The organism is Ruegeria sp. CL6, from assembly GCF_056536465.1.
In genome coordinates, this window is record NZ_JBQFPR010000001.1 from 174002 (window position 1) to 189600 (window position 15599).

Annotated in this window: 14 protein-coding genes and 1 tRNA gene; 4 read left to right on the plus strand and 11 right to left on the minus strand. The window is 51.4% G+C overall.

Annotation, left to right across the window (positions count from 1 at the left end; all coding sequences use genetic code 11):
- Positions 1–379: 379 nt before the first annotated feature.
- Positions 380–976: an invasion associated locus B family protein gene (locus ACR0LH_RS00930; RefSeq protein ID WP_480719284.1), complete on the plus strand. Its 597-nt coding sequence runs from the start codon at positions 380–382 to the stop codon at positions 974–976.
- 55 nt (positions 977–1031) lie between these two features.
- Here the strand turns inward: ACR0LH_RS00930 and ACR0LH_RS00935 are convergent, their stop codons facing one another.
- Genes ACR0LH_RS00935 through ACR0LH_RS00950 form a run of 4 tightly spaced genes read right to left on the minus strand, consistent with a single transcriptional unit; the run spans position 1032 to position 5268 of the window.
- Complete coding sequence (locus tag ACR0LH_RS00935; RefSeq protein WP_170389288.1) at positions 1032–2240, minus strand: beta-ketoacyl-[acyl-carrier-protein] synthase family protein; 1209 nt, start codon at positions 2238–2240, stop codon at positions 1032–1034.
- Between the two features lie 9 nt (positions 2241–2249).
- The gene (locus ACR0LH_RS00940) at positions 2250–2507 is read right to left on the minus strand and encodes an acyl carrier protein (RefSeq protein WP_170389287.1); all 258 of its coding nucleotides are present in this window, start codon (positions 2505–2507) and stop codon (positions 2250–2252) included.
- Between the two features lie 32 nt (positions 2508–2539).
- On the minus strand, positions 2540–3631 hold the full coding sequence (locus ACR0LH_RS00945; protein ID WP_480719285.1) for a UDP-3-O-(3-hydroxymyristoyl)glucosamine N-acyltransferase: 1092 nt from the start codon (positions 3629–3631) through the stop codon (positions 2540–2542).
- Positions 3632–3666: 35 nt separating this feature from the next.
- Positions 3667–5268: a L,D-transpeptidase family protein gene (locus ACR0LH_RS00950; protein ID WP_480719286.1), complete on the minus strand. Its 1602-nt coding sequence runs from the start codon at positions 5266–5268 to the stop codon at positions 3667–3669.
- A 37-nt stretch (positions 5269–5305) separates the two neighbouring features.
- Here ACR0LH_RS00950 and ACR0LH_RS00955 point away from each other — a divergent pair, with 37 nt between their 5' ends.
- Together ACR0LH_RS00955 and mepK are read left to right on the plus strand one after the other, a co-directional pair.
- Complete coding sequence (locus ACR0LH_RS00955) at positions 5306–5584, plus strand: hypothetical protein (RefSeq protein ID WP_480719287.1); 279 nt, start codon at positions 5306–5308, stop codon at positions 5582–5584.
- Positions 5585–5623: 39 nt separating this feature from the next.
- Complete coding sequence (mepK, locus tag ACR0LH_RS00960) at positions 5624–6193, plus strand: peptidoglycan L,D-endopeptidase MepK (protein ID WP_480719288.1); 570 nt, start codon at positions 5624–5626, stop codon at positions 6191–6193.
- Between the two features lie 491 nt (positions 6194–6684).
- Here the strand turns inward: mepK and ACR0LH_RS00965 are convergent, their stop codons facing one another.
- The 3 genes from ACR0LH_RS00965 to ACR0LH_RS00975 form a co-directional block, all read right to left on the minus strand.
- Positions 6685–8193, minus strand: a complete 1509-nt coding sequence (locus tag ACR0LH_RS00965) for a hypothetical protein (RefSeq protein WP_480719289.1) — start codon at positions 8191–8193, stop codon at positions 6685–6687.
- A complete protein-coding gene (locus ACR0LH_RS00970) occupies positions 8193–9248 on the minus strand; it encodes a DNA cytosine methyltransferase (RefSeq protein ID WP_480719290.1) in 1056 nt (351 codons plus the stop codon). Before ACR0LH_RS00970 ends, ACR0LH_RS00965 begins: the two co-directional genes overlap by 1 nt.
- 311 nt (positions 9249–9559) lie before the next feature.
- A complete protein-coding gene (locus tag ACR0LH_RS00975; protein ID WP_480719291.1) occupies positions 9560–10126 on the minus strand; it encodes a recombinase family protein in 567 nt (188 codons plus the stop codon).
- Between the two features lie 259 nt (positions 10127–10385).
- Here ACR0LH_RS00975 and ACR0LH_RS00980 point away from each other — a divergent pair, with 259 nt between their 5' ends.
- Positions 10386–10757, plus strand: coding sequence for a hypothetical protein (locus ACR0LH_RS00980; RefSeq protein ID WP_480719292.1), 372 nt, complete (start codon positions 10386–10388; stop codon positions 10755–10757).
- A gap of 642 nt (positions 10758–11399) precedes the next feature.
- On the opposite strand, the gene ACR0LH_RS00985 is transcribed toward ACR0LH_RS00980, so the two are convergent.
- The 4 genes from ACR0LH_RS00985 to ACR0LH_RS01000 form a co-directional block, all read right to left on the minus strand.
- The gene (locus ACR0LH_RS00985; RefSeq protein ID WP_480719293.1) at positions 11400–12671 is read right to left on the minus strand and encodes a hypothetical protein; all 1272 of its coding nucleotides are present in this window, start codon (positions 12669–12671) and stop codon (positions 11400–11402) included.
- 72 nt (positions 12672–12743) lie between these two features.
- Positions 12744–14150 carry a DUF6538 domain-containing protein gene (locus tag ACR0LH_RS00990; protein ID WP_480719294.1) on the minus strand — a complete coding sequence of 469 codons (1407 nt, stop codon included), beginning with the start codon at positions 14148–14150 and terminating at the stop codon, positions 12744–12746.
- A 77-nt stretch (positions 14151–14227) separates the two neighbouring features.
- Positions 14228–14304 (minus strand) — tRNA-Arg (locus tag ACR0LH_RS00995).
- Positions 14305–14370: 66 nt separating this feature from the next.
- Complete coding sequence (locus tag ACR0LH_RS01000; protein ID WP_480719295.1) at positions 14371–15591, minus strand: cysteine desulfurase; 1221 nt, start codon at positions 15589–15591, stop codon at positions 14371–14373.
- Positions 15592–15599 lie beyond the last annotated feature (8 nt).

The following is a 15599-nucleotide window of genomic DNA, read 5'->3' on the forward strand; positions in this document are numbered from 1 at the left end:
TAACTGCGATAGTCTAATCGTTGCTTCTGCGGTGAGAGGTGCGAGGCAACATATTCCTCCCTGTCGACTGGCCGCGCTTTCGAGCGCGGCTTTTTTAAGTTTTCCGCCTATGTCATTAAATTTTCAGGTTTGCAGTTGACCGACGCGTTCCCCTTTCGTAACGTCTGCGCATAACTAAGTCGGCCAGTCCGACGGGGAGAAAATTCAAGTGAAGGGAGCCGCTCCACCGGCTCCCTTTTTCGTTGTGAAAGGCGGTCTTTTCTACGTTTAACCGGCAAGAATCCGATCACTTCCACTTATTTAAGTAGCTTAATGCCTGACACCTAGTTGCAAGGATGCTAGACCGGGCAAAAAGCTAAACCAATCTGCCGAGGCATTCATGCTCAAGAAACTTCTCTCACTCAACATTGTTGGCGCTGTGCTTTTGTCTGGTGCGGTGGCAGCTCAGGAAACCCAGTCAAACGATTCTCAACCATCGCAAGCCGACAGTGGCCTTGACCTGGGGCAGTCGGGACCGCGTGTTGGCGAACAATTCGTCAAGGAAACGTCGGGCGATTGGGAGGTTTCATGCATCAAGGCCGAAGAAGGTGAAGATCCCTGTGCTTTGGTCCAAATTCTGAACGGCCAGCAAGGGGAACCCATTGCCGAAGTAACCATCGGCAAACTACCTGCTGGCGGCGCGGCTGTTGCATGGGCCAGCGTGATCGTTCCGCTTGAAACCCTGCTTCAGGCGCAACTTGCCCTGTCGATCGATGGCGCGCCGCGCAAACTCTACAACTATCACCACTGCGTTCCTGTTGGCTGTGTTGCCCAACTAGGCTTGAGCCAAGCCGATATCGACGCAATGAAAGCTGGCACCAAAGCGGTTCTGTCACTGGTTCCGGCGCGCTTTCCGGATCAGGTCCTTGCAATGGACATGTCGTTGGCCGGGTTTACCGCAGGGTTTGATGGCCTGAACGCAGAGCAAAGCCAATAAAATAGCTAAAGGCGGCTGAATCAGCGGCCGCCTTTTTTGCCGGACTGAGTACCGCTCAGACCTTTTTCAGCGCCAAGACCGCGTTCAGGCCACCGAACGCAAACGCATTGCTCAAGGCGACTTCAACCTTGGCGTCGCGTGCTTCATTTGGCACTACGTCCAATGCGCATTCGGGGTCAGGTTCTTCGTAACCAATAGTCGGAGCGATCACTCCGTCTCGCAAAGCCATGATACAGGCCAGCAGTTCCACCGCTCCGGTTCCGCCAATCAGGTGCCCGTGCATCGACTTGGTGGAGGACATCATCAGTTCGTCTGCATGTGGCCCGAACACATCGGCCACGGCAGCACATTCGGTCTTGTCGTTGGCTGCGGTGCCTGTGCCGTGCGCATTGATATAACCGACCTGATCCGCGTTCAGTCCAGCATCCGTCAACGCGCCAGACATAGCGCGCGCGGCCCCTTGTTTGCTGGGCATTACGATATCGGAGGCATCCGATGACATCGCGAACCCGACGACTTCGCACAAAATATCCGCACCACGTGCGCGGGCATGTTCGTATTCCTCGAACACGAAAACTCCAGCGCCTTCGCCCTGAACCATTCCATTCCGGTTCGCACTGAACGGGCGGCAGGCGTCCTTGGACATTACGCGCAACCCTTCCCATGCCTTGACGCCACCAAAGCACAGCATGGATTCCGAGCCACCGGTCAACATCGTCGGCGCGGCACCACTGCGCACCATCTGAAACGCAAGCGCCATCGCGTGGTTTGACGAGGCACAGGCGGTCGAAACAGTAAAGCTCGGCCCCTTGAGGTTATGCTCCATCGACACATGGCTGGCAGCCGCGTTGTTCATCAGCTTTGGCACGACAAACGGGTGGACCCGGTTCTTTCCATCCTCGTAGACAGACCGATAATTATCATCCCACGTTGAAACACCGCCTCCGGCCGTGCCCAAAACAACACCGGATCGCGCCGCCAGATCACCGTGAAACTCGATACCCGACTGTTCGATCGCTTCTTTCGCAGCGGTCAGCGTAAATTGCGTGAAACGGTCATATAAAGTCATTTGCTGACGGTTAAACCGGCCTTCAGCCTCAAACCCCCGAACCTGACCGCCGATTTTGATCGCCAACCGTTCAACGTCGCGGAACTCAAGCTCGGAAATGCCACAGCGACCTTCGCGCATCGCTTCCAGAGTGGCTGGCACAGAATGGCCCAGCGAATTGATCGTCCCGGCCCCGGTAATAACAACGCGTTTCATGAGATTGTGTCAGACCTTTTCCGACACAAGTTTCTCGATGCCCGCAATGATCGCAGCAACGTTCGAGATGTCGAAATCACCGGCCGTTGGCTCATTGGCGTTGAACGGAACGGTAATGTCGAATTCTTCTTCGATGGCGAAAATACTCTCAACCAAACCCAAGCTGTCGATCCCAAGATCCTCGAGCGTACTTTCGGGCGTCACATCCGAAGGTTCCAACACTGCCTGCTCGGCGATGATGGCGATGACGCGGTCGGTGATGCTCATGTCGAACCTCTGATTTTCACGTTGAGGATGATTTAATCGCTCGGAGCCTGTTTGAAAACAGCCTTTTTGAGCGCCTCTACGTCACGGGCCATACGCGGCAGGCGGCGCTGCGCCTTGTAGATGTCGGTATGAGTTTCCATCTTTACCGCCGGATACCCCATGATCACACGACCGGCGGGCACATTGGACAGAATCTTCGTGCCCCCAGCAGCGATCACACCGTCCGCAACGAAAATGTTGTCTGAAACGCCGGACTGTCCGCCCAGTACTACGTTGTTGCCAATCTCGACCGAGCCGGAAATGCCGGATTGTCCGCATAACAGGCAATCCTTGCCGATACGCGTGTTATGCCCAACATGCACAAGGTTATCCAGTTTCGTGCCATCACCGATATACGTGTTGCGGATCGTCCCGTTGTCGATCGTGGTGTTTGCGCCAATCTCGACATCATGGCCAATCTCAACCGCACCCAACGAGTGAATACGTAACCAGCTTTGTGCCTGCGTATCCCCTTGATCACCCATGGTCTTGCGCACGTTTTCAACACCGGAAACTTCGGGGGTCACAAAGCTGAACCCATCACTCCCGATCCGGGTGCCAGGCTGTGCGATAAACCGATCCCCGATCCGGGCTCGGGCGCCAATACTGACCATCTCTCGCAGGAACGCATTTTCGCCTAGAACGACATCCATCCCGACAACACAATGCGCCCCAATCACCGAACCTTTGCCAACTTTTGCCCTGGCACCGATGACTGTCAAAGGACCGATTGAAACATTGTCGCCCAGCTCGGCCGTTGGGTCGACAACCGCTGACGGGTGAATACCGGGCTCAACACCCTGCCCCCGGTCAAGCATCGAGGTGACCCCGGCCATTGCCATACGTGGGCGAGACACAAATATGGCCGCCTCAAGCCCAAGACTTTGCCAGTCCGCGCCTTCCCACAGAATTGCGGCCCTTGCCGATCCCGGTTTGAGCGCCTCGGCATATTTCGGCGACATTGCCATCGCCAGATCCAACGGTCCGGCATCGCCAGGCTCTGCGGCCCTTACGATAGTCAGGCTATCATCACCCTGGCTTTCTGCACCCAGAGCTTCGGCGATCTGTTGAATTGTATACTGCATGTCGGGCTTCCCGGGTTAAGGTCCTAACCCGGTGATTACCCCTGAACGTCCGGCAGGGCTACCCCTGCTTTCTGCAGAGCCTCCCAGATCTTCCGATCACGGTCATAGACATCGCGCCGATACTGAACCTCTCCTTTCGGGCCGATATAGGCCGTACGATAGATAAGGTGGACTGGCACATGCGTTTCCAAGGGCACTGTGGTTTCCCTTCCAGTCGCAAGAATGCGATGGAAAAACGCCTTTGGGTCTTCTTCCTGTTTTGCCAGCAACGCGTAGGCAAACTCGAACGGTTGCGCCAGTCGAATACACCCGTGCGAGAAAGCCCGCACTTCACGAGCGAACAGGCTTTTTTGCGGCGTATCATGCAGATAAATGTTGTACTGGTTTGGGAACATAAACTTCACCAGCCCCAAAGCATTGCTCTGGCTCGGCGGCTGTCGCATGGCAAAAGGGAAGTTCCGGGCATTGAACTGCGTAAAGTCCACAGCCCCTCTGTTCACCTGCCGACCACTGCGGTCCGTAATCTGGATATGACCCACGGCATTTGGATTGGATTGCAGCTTGGGCAAGTATTCCTTTGTGATGATCGAGCGTGGAACATACCAACTTGGATTGATAACCATATGTTCCATTTCGTCCGAGAACTCGGGACTGCGCCGATCATGCGTGTTTTTTCCAATCACCGTGCGCGTCTCGAACGTGACCAGACCGTCGTCGATAATTTTCGCGGAAAAGTCCGCCTGGTTTACAAGAATGTGCCGGTCGCCCCGTTCTTTTGGCAACCAGCGTTCACGCTCCAACGCGACGTAGACCGCCTTTAGTCGGTCGGATGCACTGCGGTTCAATTCGGAAATCGTGCCCGGCCCTGCGACCCCATCCGGTGCAAGACCGTGATCGGACTGGAATTTCTTAACGGCGGCCAGCAGCACATCATCGAAACTGGGGGCCGCTGTGGGTTTTAAATACCCCATTGAGATCAACCGGTTACGCATCTTGATTACGGCGGGTCCGGTGTCACCATTTTCGAGCTTGCCTTCTGGAACGCTCCCGCCCCAACCGCCCTGCTCGATCGTTTTCTGCAACGCGAGTTTCTGCTTCATCAGCGCCCTATACTGCGCCGTCTGTGGTGCAAGCCGTTCAAAATAAGCCGCATCGTGGGCAAGCAAGCCTTGAAGATGATCCTCGGCAGATCGACGGTCGACCTTACGCACAAGCCCATTGTCAATTTCCGCAGGCTTCAGCGCACCCGAATAAAGATCGTTTGAATAAGCAAGGAATGCTTTCGTTAGCGAAATCTCGACCGCCCCCAAATCCCGCATGGATTGAGCGTCCTGCATCTGAGCAAGCAATCGCTGAACATCGTATGCCCCGTTGGGCAATCCGTGCATATCAGCCCCGGACAAAGCCCGGATCAACCCCGCCCTGCGGTCTTCATGAGCAGGCGTGTCCCCGACCCAAACCGGTGAAAACCCGGTGGAGCGGTAAAATTCAGCGATACCTGAACCCGAGGGCAAATACTCGGCAACAGCCATTTGAAACGCGGTCGCAGGTTTGTTTTCGGCACTCGCCAAAGCCGTTGAAGCGGCAAAACAAGCCGCAAATACAAGGCTGGATGACGCACGAAATAAGGCTCGCATGAGATGACCCTGATTATTCAATAACTTGGACGTTTCAGTGTTCACGTCGAACAAATATGGTTTTGGGCAGGACCCCTTGTCCATTCACAAATACATCACCTTAAATCTTCTTCCATTGCGTGATGCCCGTTTGCATCGGCAAGAGTCTCGCATAGCCCATCTGCCTAAAGAATATACCGAAAAACATCACCTGCGCAAAAAACTGCCGAAAATTCCCCCTATAAAAGATGAATATGAAAGACTTCTTGGCGGGCTTTCGCGTCTGTGTCATAAATCCCGCATCTGGGATGGGAAAAAATTAAGAACGCGCGCGTAACATCGTGCGCAGGCAGGAACAGTACGGGACGAAACAATAATGACTACGAGCAGTACTTCGGGCATGACCCGGCGTGCCCTATTGGGCGCATTTGCAGCTACGGCAGTTGTCGCGGCACCTACTTATTCCAATGCAGCAGGATTTCTCCGCGGCGGTGGCGATATCCGGCGTATTCGCATGTATTCGGGTCGCACCGGCGAACGGATCGACATGATCTATTGGGTCGACGGCAAATACATCAAAGACGCCGTCAAGGAAGTGAACCACTTCATGCGTGACTGGCGCACGGATCAGGTCAAATCCATGGATCTGCGCACCATCGACATCATGGCTGCCTCTCACAATCTGCTGGATGTTGACGAACCCTATATGCTGCTGTCGGGTTATCGCTCGCCGCAGACAAACGCGATTTTGCGGTCCCGCTCGCGTCGTGTTGCGAAGAATTCGTTGCATATGAAAGGTCAAGCCGCTGACCTTCGCTTGTCGTCACGTTCGGTCTCGCAAATGGCCAAGGCCGCAATATCCTGCCGCGCCGGTGGCGTGGGCAAATACTCCCGTTCAAACTTCGTTCATATGGATTGCGGTGAGATCCGTAGCTGGGGCGGATAACAGCCCGGCATCACTTCAAAACGACGAGCGCCCTTGGGCGCTCTTTGTTTTTGGAGGGGCGCAATCAGACGCACAATCCACATCGAGCACCAATCGAGCCAATTCCCCAAAAACGGTTTTGACCCCGAGACTGTCGTGATTATGGCGCACCTGAGAGGATTTTATACCAACTTTCGTTTCGTATTACTATTTTATATCAAGTACTTGCGTCAACAGAAAAAACCCATGTGTCACTCTTTGTGTCACCAATTTCTAGGCTTGTGTCCACAATGCCGAGTCGTCACAAATCTTCGGTATATACTGAGTGTTCTTAGCGCTAATCTCGCTTCAAAACACAGCGTTACATTCCCAAAAAGGAATGTGAGGGTATTGGTGTTCCACAAGCTTGCGGAAACGCTAGCGTGGTTCGAGGTTGTCAACGCGGTATGACTGGTTTCTAAAAAGCAATGTATCAACAGCATCCAGCTGAATTGACGGTGGAGCTGAGAAGGTTACCAACTATCAGACGTTTTGGATTTTGCTGGTGGGTAAACAGTGGTTTTGTCTGACGTTGAGCAGATGACTCCAACATTCATGTAATCGTTGAAGAACTCACGTTGCCAATCTTCTTGGGACATCGAGCGATCTATGATCAATGCTTGATCTACGTCGACACCGTAATCCTTTTTTATCCGAAAACTGTACTCTTTGATTTGCCCAAGTGCCAATCTAAGTCTTTGTGGCATAGACTTTTTTGTGACAGTCTTCACTTCAAATATGGCGGATTTATTTTCGCCCCACTTTACATACAAATCCACGGAATTTGGGTCTACCAATACCTCTGCGCCTTGTTCTTTGTATCTATTGGCGAACCGCAAAACCAACTGGTCGTGTAGTAGTGCTTTTGCGTGCCTTTTGATAGCACCAGATTTCACACTCATTGCAAGTGCAGATACATCCTTACCCAAACCTATTTCTGCTTTGGAGAAAATGCTATCCTCCGAAAACTCGATCAGACTCACTGGACCAACTGTCGACAGATTATCGTCGTCTCTAAACTCTTCAAAATTGGGTTCATCGGCGATCTTGGTAGAGGACGCAACCAAATCCAGTTGGCTCTCGAAGCTTGAAGAAACTGACCCAAAGTGGTCGAACCATTGCAAGCGATCGCTGTGGCTGCCTCCGCTTGGAATCCAAAAAGTATTAGATTTTGACTCTTTTGCGCATATGGCACGCAATGTTTGAAGTTCTTTCCGTCCCCCTTCACTAACTTCAAGAAATCTGCTGCCATCAGAGTCAAAAATCGTCGTCATACTCAGCAACTTGAACCAGTCTTGGATGTTTCTCCGAAGTCTCCTATCTGAGTTGACGTTGGAGATGTCAGTCCTTTGCTTCCGCGCAACAATAATATCCGAAACGGCGTCTTCAAATTCCTCGTTTCTTTTGCACGGAACAACAAAAACTCTGCATTCATCTGCACTAATTTTCGGGGGCTCTCCCTTATCTAGAAGACCTAACAAAACCTGCAAAAGAAGCAGACCGGGTTTGACTAGGACCCCGGTGCTCGATTGTAGTTCAATCAGGCTACTTGGAATGCCCTTACCCGCTTGTTGCAGTTGACTTTTTAGCGCTGAAGACAAATCGCTTTTGTGCCCGTTTGGGTATTGGTACCGCAGAACTTGCATGTTTGCGAAGTGCTCGAACGTCAGTTCACCTGCAACAAGGGCATGTGAAATTTGAGTTAACCTCAAGTGCCTATTCAGCTTTGTCGATACAATCAGTCCTAGCTCTGGAAGGACTTGTTGATAGTCACGCCAAGCATCGTTTTTCCCATCTCGTTCGTTTGGGGTGAAGAGATTGGATTCAATCATCAGTTTGGTAACATCACTTCCAAAATTACTCCGGCCCTGAAACGGAAGTGCGCAGGTAATCATGCCTTCAATTGTTTCTCTGTTAAATCCGGCTGCGTGTTGGGTGAGACTCCAAGAATAACCGGGATACGGTAAAGACCTAAAAATCATTAGTTTAGCGCCTTAGCCACCTCCACAGCGACTGCTCGAGCCATCAAAGGTGGCACGGCGTTTCCAACTTGTCGATAAGCCGAGGTTGGACCGCCAGAAAAAACCCACCAATCCGGGAAAGACTGCAATCGAGCTGCTTCTCTAACTGTAATGTGACGATTTTCTGATGGATGGATAAAAGGTCTCCCTCCCCCGGCTCCCGATCCAACCAATACTGTACCAGATGGTCGATCCGGATGGATGCGATCCGTATGATCTTTTCGATCGCGACCGCCGGGTTCAACAAGACTGTATCGATCCATCACTCTTTGAGAGTGTTTGCGAAGGATGTGATTGGGTACACCCTCTACACTTTCAAGCGCTTTTGACGCTACCCTATATTTACTGAGACCATCTTTGGGTTCACTAAAGTGAGTTGCAGTTGGCCATTCAAATTTCTCTGCCGCTTGTCTATCTCGAAACCCTACCAGCAGGACCCTTTGCCGAAACTGTGGCACTCCAAATTCCACCGCATTCAGCTTCTCAATCCGCAGCGTGAATCCCGTTTCTTCTTGGAAACACTTCAATAATTGCTGCCAGTCTTCACCTTTGTTCAAGGTCATTATTCCCGGCACGTTTTCAAACAAGAAAGCCTTCGGAGAAAGCTCTCGTATGAACCGAGCATAGTCGAATACTAGCTTTCCTCTAGGGTCTTTAGTCGAACCCCTCGATCCCAGAATACTGAATGACTGGCACGGAGGACCACCTATAACAACGTCCATTTTTTGCCCAGTTGAGCTCTCAACATATGCACCAGTCAGTTCGGAAATGTCGTGTGGTTCAACGATGTGTCCGCGACTTCCAAGGTTGCTGGCAACAGTATCGCAGTACTGTGGAACCAAGTCAGAAGAAAATGCTGGCCGAAACCCTGCCAGACTAAACCCAAGATCGAGGCCGCCACCTCCGCAGAACACAGAAGCATACTTTAAGTTCAGTTTTCTTTTTGGCAATTTGAGGCTGTTCAGATTGCGAATGTACTCATTCTGAAACTGCTCAGCACGAATTGATTTGTTCACTACCTGCTCCACCCTCGAGTATTTAAGCGCTGCGGATTTGGCTTATTTTTGTGTTCGCAACTGTAATAAGTAAGTACCCCAGATTTATGCCATCGTCGAGCCCCATCTGGTAGATAGTATAAACACTGGGGCTACATATGGTGAGGTATGTAGAGGAGCTCATCAACCCTAAATACCCCGCAAACGGCCAGTGTGAACCCCATTCTACAACGCGCATTTACATGGTCAGATGTAACGATACAAAAGAGCCGTTGGCGATGAACCAATTGCGAGGCGAGTAGATTGCAGTTGCTTCGAAGGAGGCCTAGCAATCAGCGTGCTTCTTTGCTGCTATTCAAAATTCGATATACTGAAGCACGGCTGATACTAAGGCGATTAGCGACTTCAGACGCTCCAATCCCCTCCGCATCTAACCTCAGTACTTGGTCGGCCTTAGCCCGTGCCGTTGGTTTTCTACCCTTGTACTTCCCGGCAGCTTTGGCCTTTGCGATGCCTTCCCTCTGGCGCTCCAACATGATTCCGCGCTCGAATTCAGCAATGCCACCAAGAACGGTCAACATCAGCCTGCCAGTCGGCGTTGAGGTATCAATACCAAGGTTTACGATCTTCAGTGCTGCACCCTTATCTTCAAGTTCATTTAGGATGGACAATAGATGGGCAACTGAACGGGCCAAACGATCAAGCTTGGTGACAACCAGCGTATCTCCTTCCCGTATGAACTCTAGCGCCTGACTAAGCTGTTCACGGGCAGTCACATCGACGGAAGAGACTTGCTCTTTAAAAATCTTCTCACACCCCTGAACCGCCAGTTCATCAAGTTGGGCCTCAAACCCTGCTTTCTGATCCAAGGTCGATGTTCTCGCATAGCCAATAAGCATGTCTCACCTTTCTCAATAGCATTTTAGACATAGCGATACATTTGTCTCTAAATGTCAATGACCATTCTATTGAAACATTACGCCGAGCAAATTCGATTGCACCACAAGGGCAAGGCCTATTGAGAATCTTTACCTCAGAATGCGCTAAGCTGAAGGTTTCCAATTTAGCTAGTAGTTGAAGCGTCGAAACTTTACCTGTTAGTGATTTTCAGTATCAGTATGCCTCAGAAATAAGCCACCGGGATCGAAAGACATACTGATGAAGCAACGGATCAAATGGTTGGAAATAGTTGGTAGTGGACTGATACTGTTGAGCTTCGCTGTCCAGTTCTTCCTTTTGCAACCACTCTATAACGGCGAGATTACTTCATACATTCTGGAACTGCTTGAAAATCAGGGCAAGATATTCAACCTCATCTACGACACTGAGCTAAACCGCAACGTCGGCAGTGACTTCGGCAACATCGATTTGTCCAACGGTTTGCCGGTCTACTACGATCAACTTCAGTCGAAGCTGGAAGACCTGAAAAGCCAAATTTTTTGGTTCAGTCGTTTTGTCGGCATAACATTCCTTATTGGGTCCGCTTTATTGATAATATCCAAAGCGTTGGAGCGTGACACCGTATCGTGAAGCAATCGTCAATGTTGGTTGTGGGTGTTACAAACGATCAAATCATTTCATTGCAACGCCTCTGTCATTCCTTCTGGTTGTTTCTGCCTCACCAAGAGGGGGCGGGGGATTTAGAAACCGACTCCAAAAAACAGGGGGTTTATTATTGTTCTTATTATTCTTTTGATTGAGGCTAATCCCTTCTGCCCCATGAAGCCTGATAGACCGCTAAAATCCCCCTCATTGCGCCTCTACCGCCACGCAAAGCTATTTCATGACACTGAGTACCCAACGGAAGCATTGAGGCTAGAAATGGCACCATTACGCCCGAATCTCAGAGACCCCTGAGAGCCACGGAGGAGTCCATTGAGGACCTCTGTGCATTTTCATAGGGTTGCCCACCTGAGAGGCCGATAGAGACGCTCCTGAGAGTCCAATTTGCTTTAGACCGATCCAACCGACAAGGCTTCCAGAACCCGGACCATCTGGATCAAAGCGAACCCTTAGCGTTCATAGTGAAGGGGAAGGTAGTACATATATACACCAACTAGGATGTAAGTCACCTAGGGAAACCAAAGCCCCTAAGGTACTACCTAGGTATTGCCCCCACTCGTAGGGGTGATAACCCCAATAAGTAAGCCCTCACCTAGGTAGTATCTAAGCTTACTCAATCTCCAATGTAGGCCAGACCCCTACTTCATCAAAAAAGGTCTGACCAAAGACATCCCTAGCAATCTGAAGGTCTCTTTGGCGGACAATCAGGCAGTCAAATACCTGAAGAGCGGGTATATGGTGTTCACGCTTAAGGGTAAGAAGGGTTCTGCACATAACATTCGATTCAATGGCCTGAAGACTGAGAGTATCGTAGCCGTGTTCTTCTAGGTTTCGGAGAAATGGAAACTGGCCAATCACTTTGTCTCTGGCCCTGCTGCCTCCGTCTTTAGGAAGCCTGCCCAAGCCGACTATATGATTAACAATGCCCTTAACCTCTTCTCGATCCATCCCGTCTATGGCGTAAGGGTCCGTTCCAGATTTAAACTCGACACCAAACAAACCATGCAGGATGGTTAACTGGCAGGCGGAAATGTCAATCTGAACAGTGTCTTCATGATTGATCTGAATGTCACTCCGAGCCGCTTTAGGAAGCCCAAGGTACCCACCTTTGCCCGTATTGAGTCTTCCTCCTCTGTCCCATTCGTAGCCGTTTTTCTTACCGTCATTGAAAACGCGGAATAAGACCGGAGGCGCACCAAAACTGTACTTCCATTCAGCAAGGTACTCGTTAATCTCCCTTACCTCCTGTTCGAGCCTGTCTGTAAAAGCGGTTTTGGTGTATTCAAGGCGCTCCCCCTTCTTCCGCCCTTGCATTTTCTTAGCTCGAAGCAAGATTGGAACTTCCGTCTTCCAATCCCTTTTGAAATGGAGAGACATTCCCACGGGGGTGATTCCATGTTCAGTGAGCTTGCTCAGGAGAAGTGGGGTGGCTCTGAGACGCGAAGCCCTTGCATGAGTTGCCTTCTTGGGCCGGTACTTTTCACCGTCAAAATCATCCAAGAAGCTATAACCCGGAGCGACCTCCATAAGCCCCATCAAAGGCCAAGTGTGATACAGACCGTCGTAATGTCGACTGGTGGCTCTGGAGCCTTTGAATTTCGCTCTGTCGCTCAGCCGCCAACACCAACCTTCTGCGTCTTCGTTCATAGACGCCTCCAAGAGGTCGCCAAGCAACGCCCCAATGGTGGACTTTAGGGTTTCGGTGTCCTTTACTTTTGGCCGTCTATCTCTGGTCCCGTTGTCGAGTTGGAAAGCCACCGTTTTATCCAACAAGTCATCGACTACAGCACTCACATCCTTTGAGAACGGGATCATCTTCAGAGAAGCCATATGGGCGGCTAGAAGGACTTGAAAATCAAGGTCCGGTTGTGTCTCAGTCATCTGCTTTTTTCTGGCTGATCTGGATTGCGCTGGGCGGCAGTTACGGTCCACCCTCTCAGTCGTTTTGATTTTTTATGTGTGAATAGTGGATTGCTTCACAACCTTTTCGGATTCAGTTGTGAGCATATTGGTCATGTGATCGTGCAAAACGGACAGATCATGTCCCAGACCGTAGCCTTCTCCAACACCGGGGGTTTTCCAGCCCCCTATCCTGTCCTGAACGTCTTTCGGGCAACCCGTGTTCCTTAGACGGTCTTTCATGGAATGCCGTAGGCTGTGTAAGCTTTGCTTCTCGCCTCGTAGCTTCTGATCCGTGAGCCACTTATTCAACGCTGCTGACGTTGAGTTTCTGTCATAGTCACCATTCCTTGTGGTAACAGGAAACAAGTAATAGCCATCCGTTGCAGCCATGGCCTGTTTCACGGCCCACAGAGACGCACCCACTAAAGGAACCTTCCTATCAGACCCATCGGTTTTCACATCTCTGACACGATTGGCCGTGATGTGAACATAGGGAACCTCGTCATCCAGGTAGACCTCGCTCCGAAGCAATCCAGCTATTTCGGACAACCTAGCGCCAGTATCGCTTAGGGCAGCGACCACCCACCTGCGTTCGTCATCGACCGCCATACACCGTTTCTGAATGCTAATGATTTGCTCAAGTGTGAACGGGTTCTTTTTCGATTCATCACCCTCTCCTGTTTCCGGTATTGTTAGACTACTCAAAGGGTTACTCATGGATACTTCAAGTTCGATGATGGCTGTCTTGAAGACTGGGCTAACCTGAGCCAGATACCTTTTGACCGTTGTCTTCTTAACGTCACTCTCAAGCAGGTCCTTCACATAGGCGTTCCCATGTGACCTTCGATACTGATCAATCGGCATATCCCCGTTGATCTTAATGAACCTCTGGACAGCACGAACAAACTGTGGGTCCGATGCCCGTTTAGGGTGAAAATACAGATGCTTGTCGATCACTTCTGAGAAGCTCGGGCAGGTGAGTTTGTTCAGTTCATCCCCTTCCGCATAGAACAGCTCAGCAGCCATTCTCAGGCCATCTGGTAGCCGTTCCCTTACGATGCCGGGGTTGGGATCGTAGCGGTCCTGTGACTGAACAAGGAGTTCATCAATGAATTTATCCGGTTCAAGCTCGTGTTTGGCGTACTCTGTCGCTTGACCCGGTTCCAGATCGTATTTGCGAAGTATCCCCATGGCTTCTTCACGGACCTCAAGGTCGGTTCCTTCCCGTGACCTCAAAAGGCTCCACTCTCTGTCCAGTCGCTTTGTTTCAGCCTGCGACCTTCTGACTGCCTCAGATGGGTCTTTGGTTTTCAGGGACTGGAAAAGTTGGGGCTTACCCTTGTAGTGCCTCTGAAGGTCAGCAGGTATTCTGCGACGATAGAAGGCGGTGCCGTTACGCCATTGCACATGTTGAATCGTCATTCTTATACAGCCAAATCTGAACCAGTTCTTCGACATGTGTCACCTAATGTGTCACCAATCGGAGCGCAATAACCAAGTAAGGTATTGTTAGCACATACTTTTTTTGGACTGTATGGCGCACCTGAGAGGATTCGAACCTCTGGCCTCTGCCTTCGGAGGGCAGCGCTCTATCCAGCTGAGCTACAGGTGCCTTGGTCGTTAGCTAACCTTGATCCGATCCGGGTGCAACTGCAAATCGTCCCCGAAAGACCCGCATTTACGCGAACAAATCATGCGCCAGTTCTAGCGCTTCGACCAGCGTGTCGACTTCATCGGTCGTGTTGTACAGACCAAAGCTCGCGCGGCAAGTTGCCGTAACGCCGAAGAAATCCATCAGCGGCCCGGCGCAATGATGTCCTGCACGAACCGCGACGCCTTTTTTGTCGAGAATAGTCGAAACGTCATGCGCATGACCTGCCCCATCCAGCGTGAAACTGAAGATCGCAGCCTTGTCTGGTCGGGTGCCCTGAACCTGAAGCCAATTCAGGCCGGCCAATTTCTCGAACGCGTAGTCGCGAAGTCCTGCCTCATGCGCGGCAATGTTCTCCATCCCCAAATCCATCATGTAGTCCAGTGCAACCCCCAGCCCGATGGTCTGAACAATGCCCGGGGTACCAGCCTCGAACTTCATGGGCGGATCGTTGTAGATCACCTGATCTTTGCTGACCTCTTTGATCATGTCGCCACCGCCGATAAAGGGGCGCATCTCGGCCATGCGTTCAGATTTGATGTAGATCGCACCTGACCCGGACGGGCCGTACAGTTTATGCCCGGTGATTGCATAGAAATCGCATCCGATGTCCTGCACGTTCACCGGCATGTGCACGGCGCCTTGGCTTCCGTCCACCAGAACCGGAACACCCTTGGCGTGGGCACCTTGGGTGATTGCCTTTACATCAACGACAGTTCCAAGAACATTTGAACACTGCGTTACAGCAACCAGCTTGGTCTTTGGTCCGATTGCATCAATCACTGCCTGCGGGTCCAGCCCTCCGTCCGAGTCAATGTCGACCCATTTAAGGACAACGCCCTGCCGCTCGCGCAGGAAATGCCAGGGAACGATGTTGGCGTGATGCTCCATGACGCTCAGGACGATTTCATCCCCGGCCTCAAGACGTGGCATCGCCCAGCCATAGGCAACGAGGTTGATCCCCTCGGTCGTGCCCGAATTGAGGACGATTTCATCCTCGTCAGCCGCGCCCAGAAAGCGGGCTATGGTGCCTCGGACTGACTCGTATTTTTCAGTGGCCAGATTTGACAGGAAATGCAGACCTCTGTGGACATTCGAGTATTCCTCGGCGTAGGCGCGCGTTACCGCGTCGATTACCACCTGAGGTTTCTGTGCCGAGGCGCCGTTATCCAGATAAGTCAGCGGCTTTCCATTTACCTCTCGGGACAAGATGGGAAAGTCAGCGCGGATTTTCTGCACGTCATACATAGTTCTTC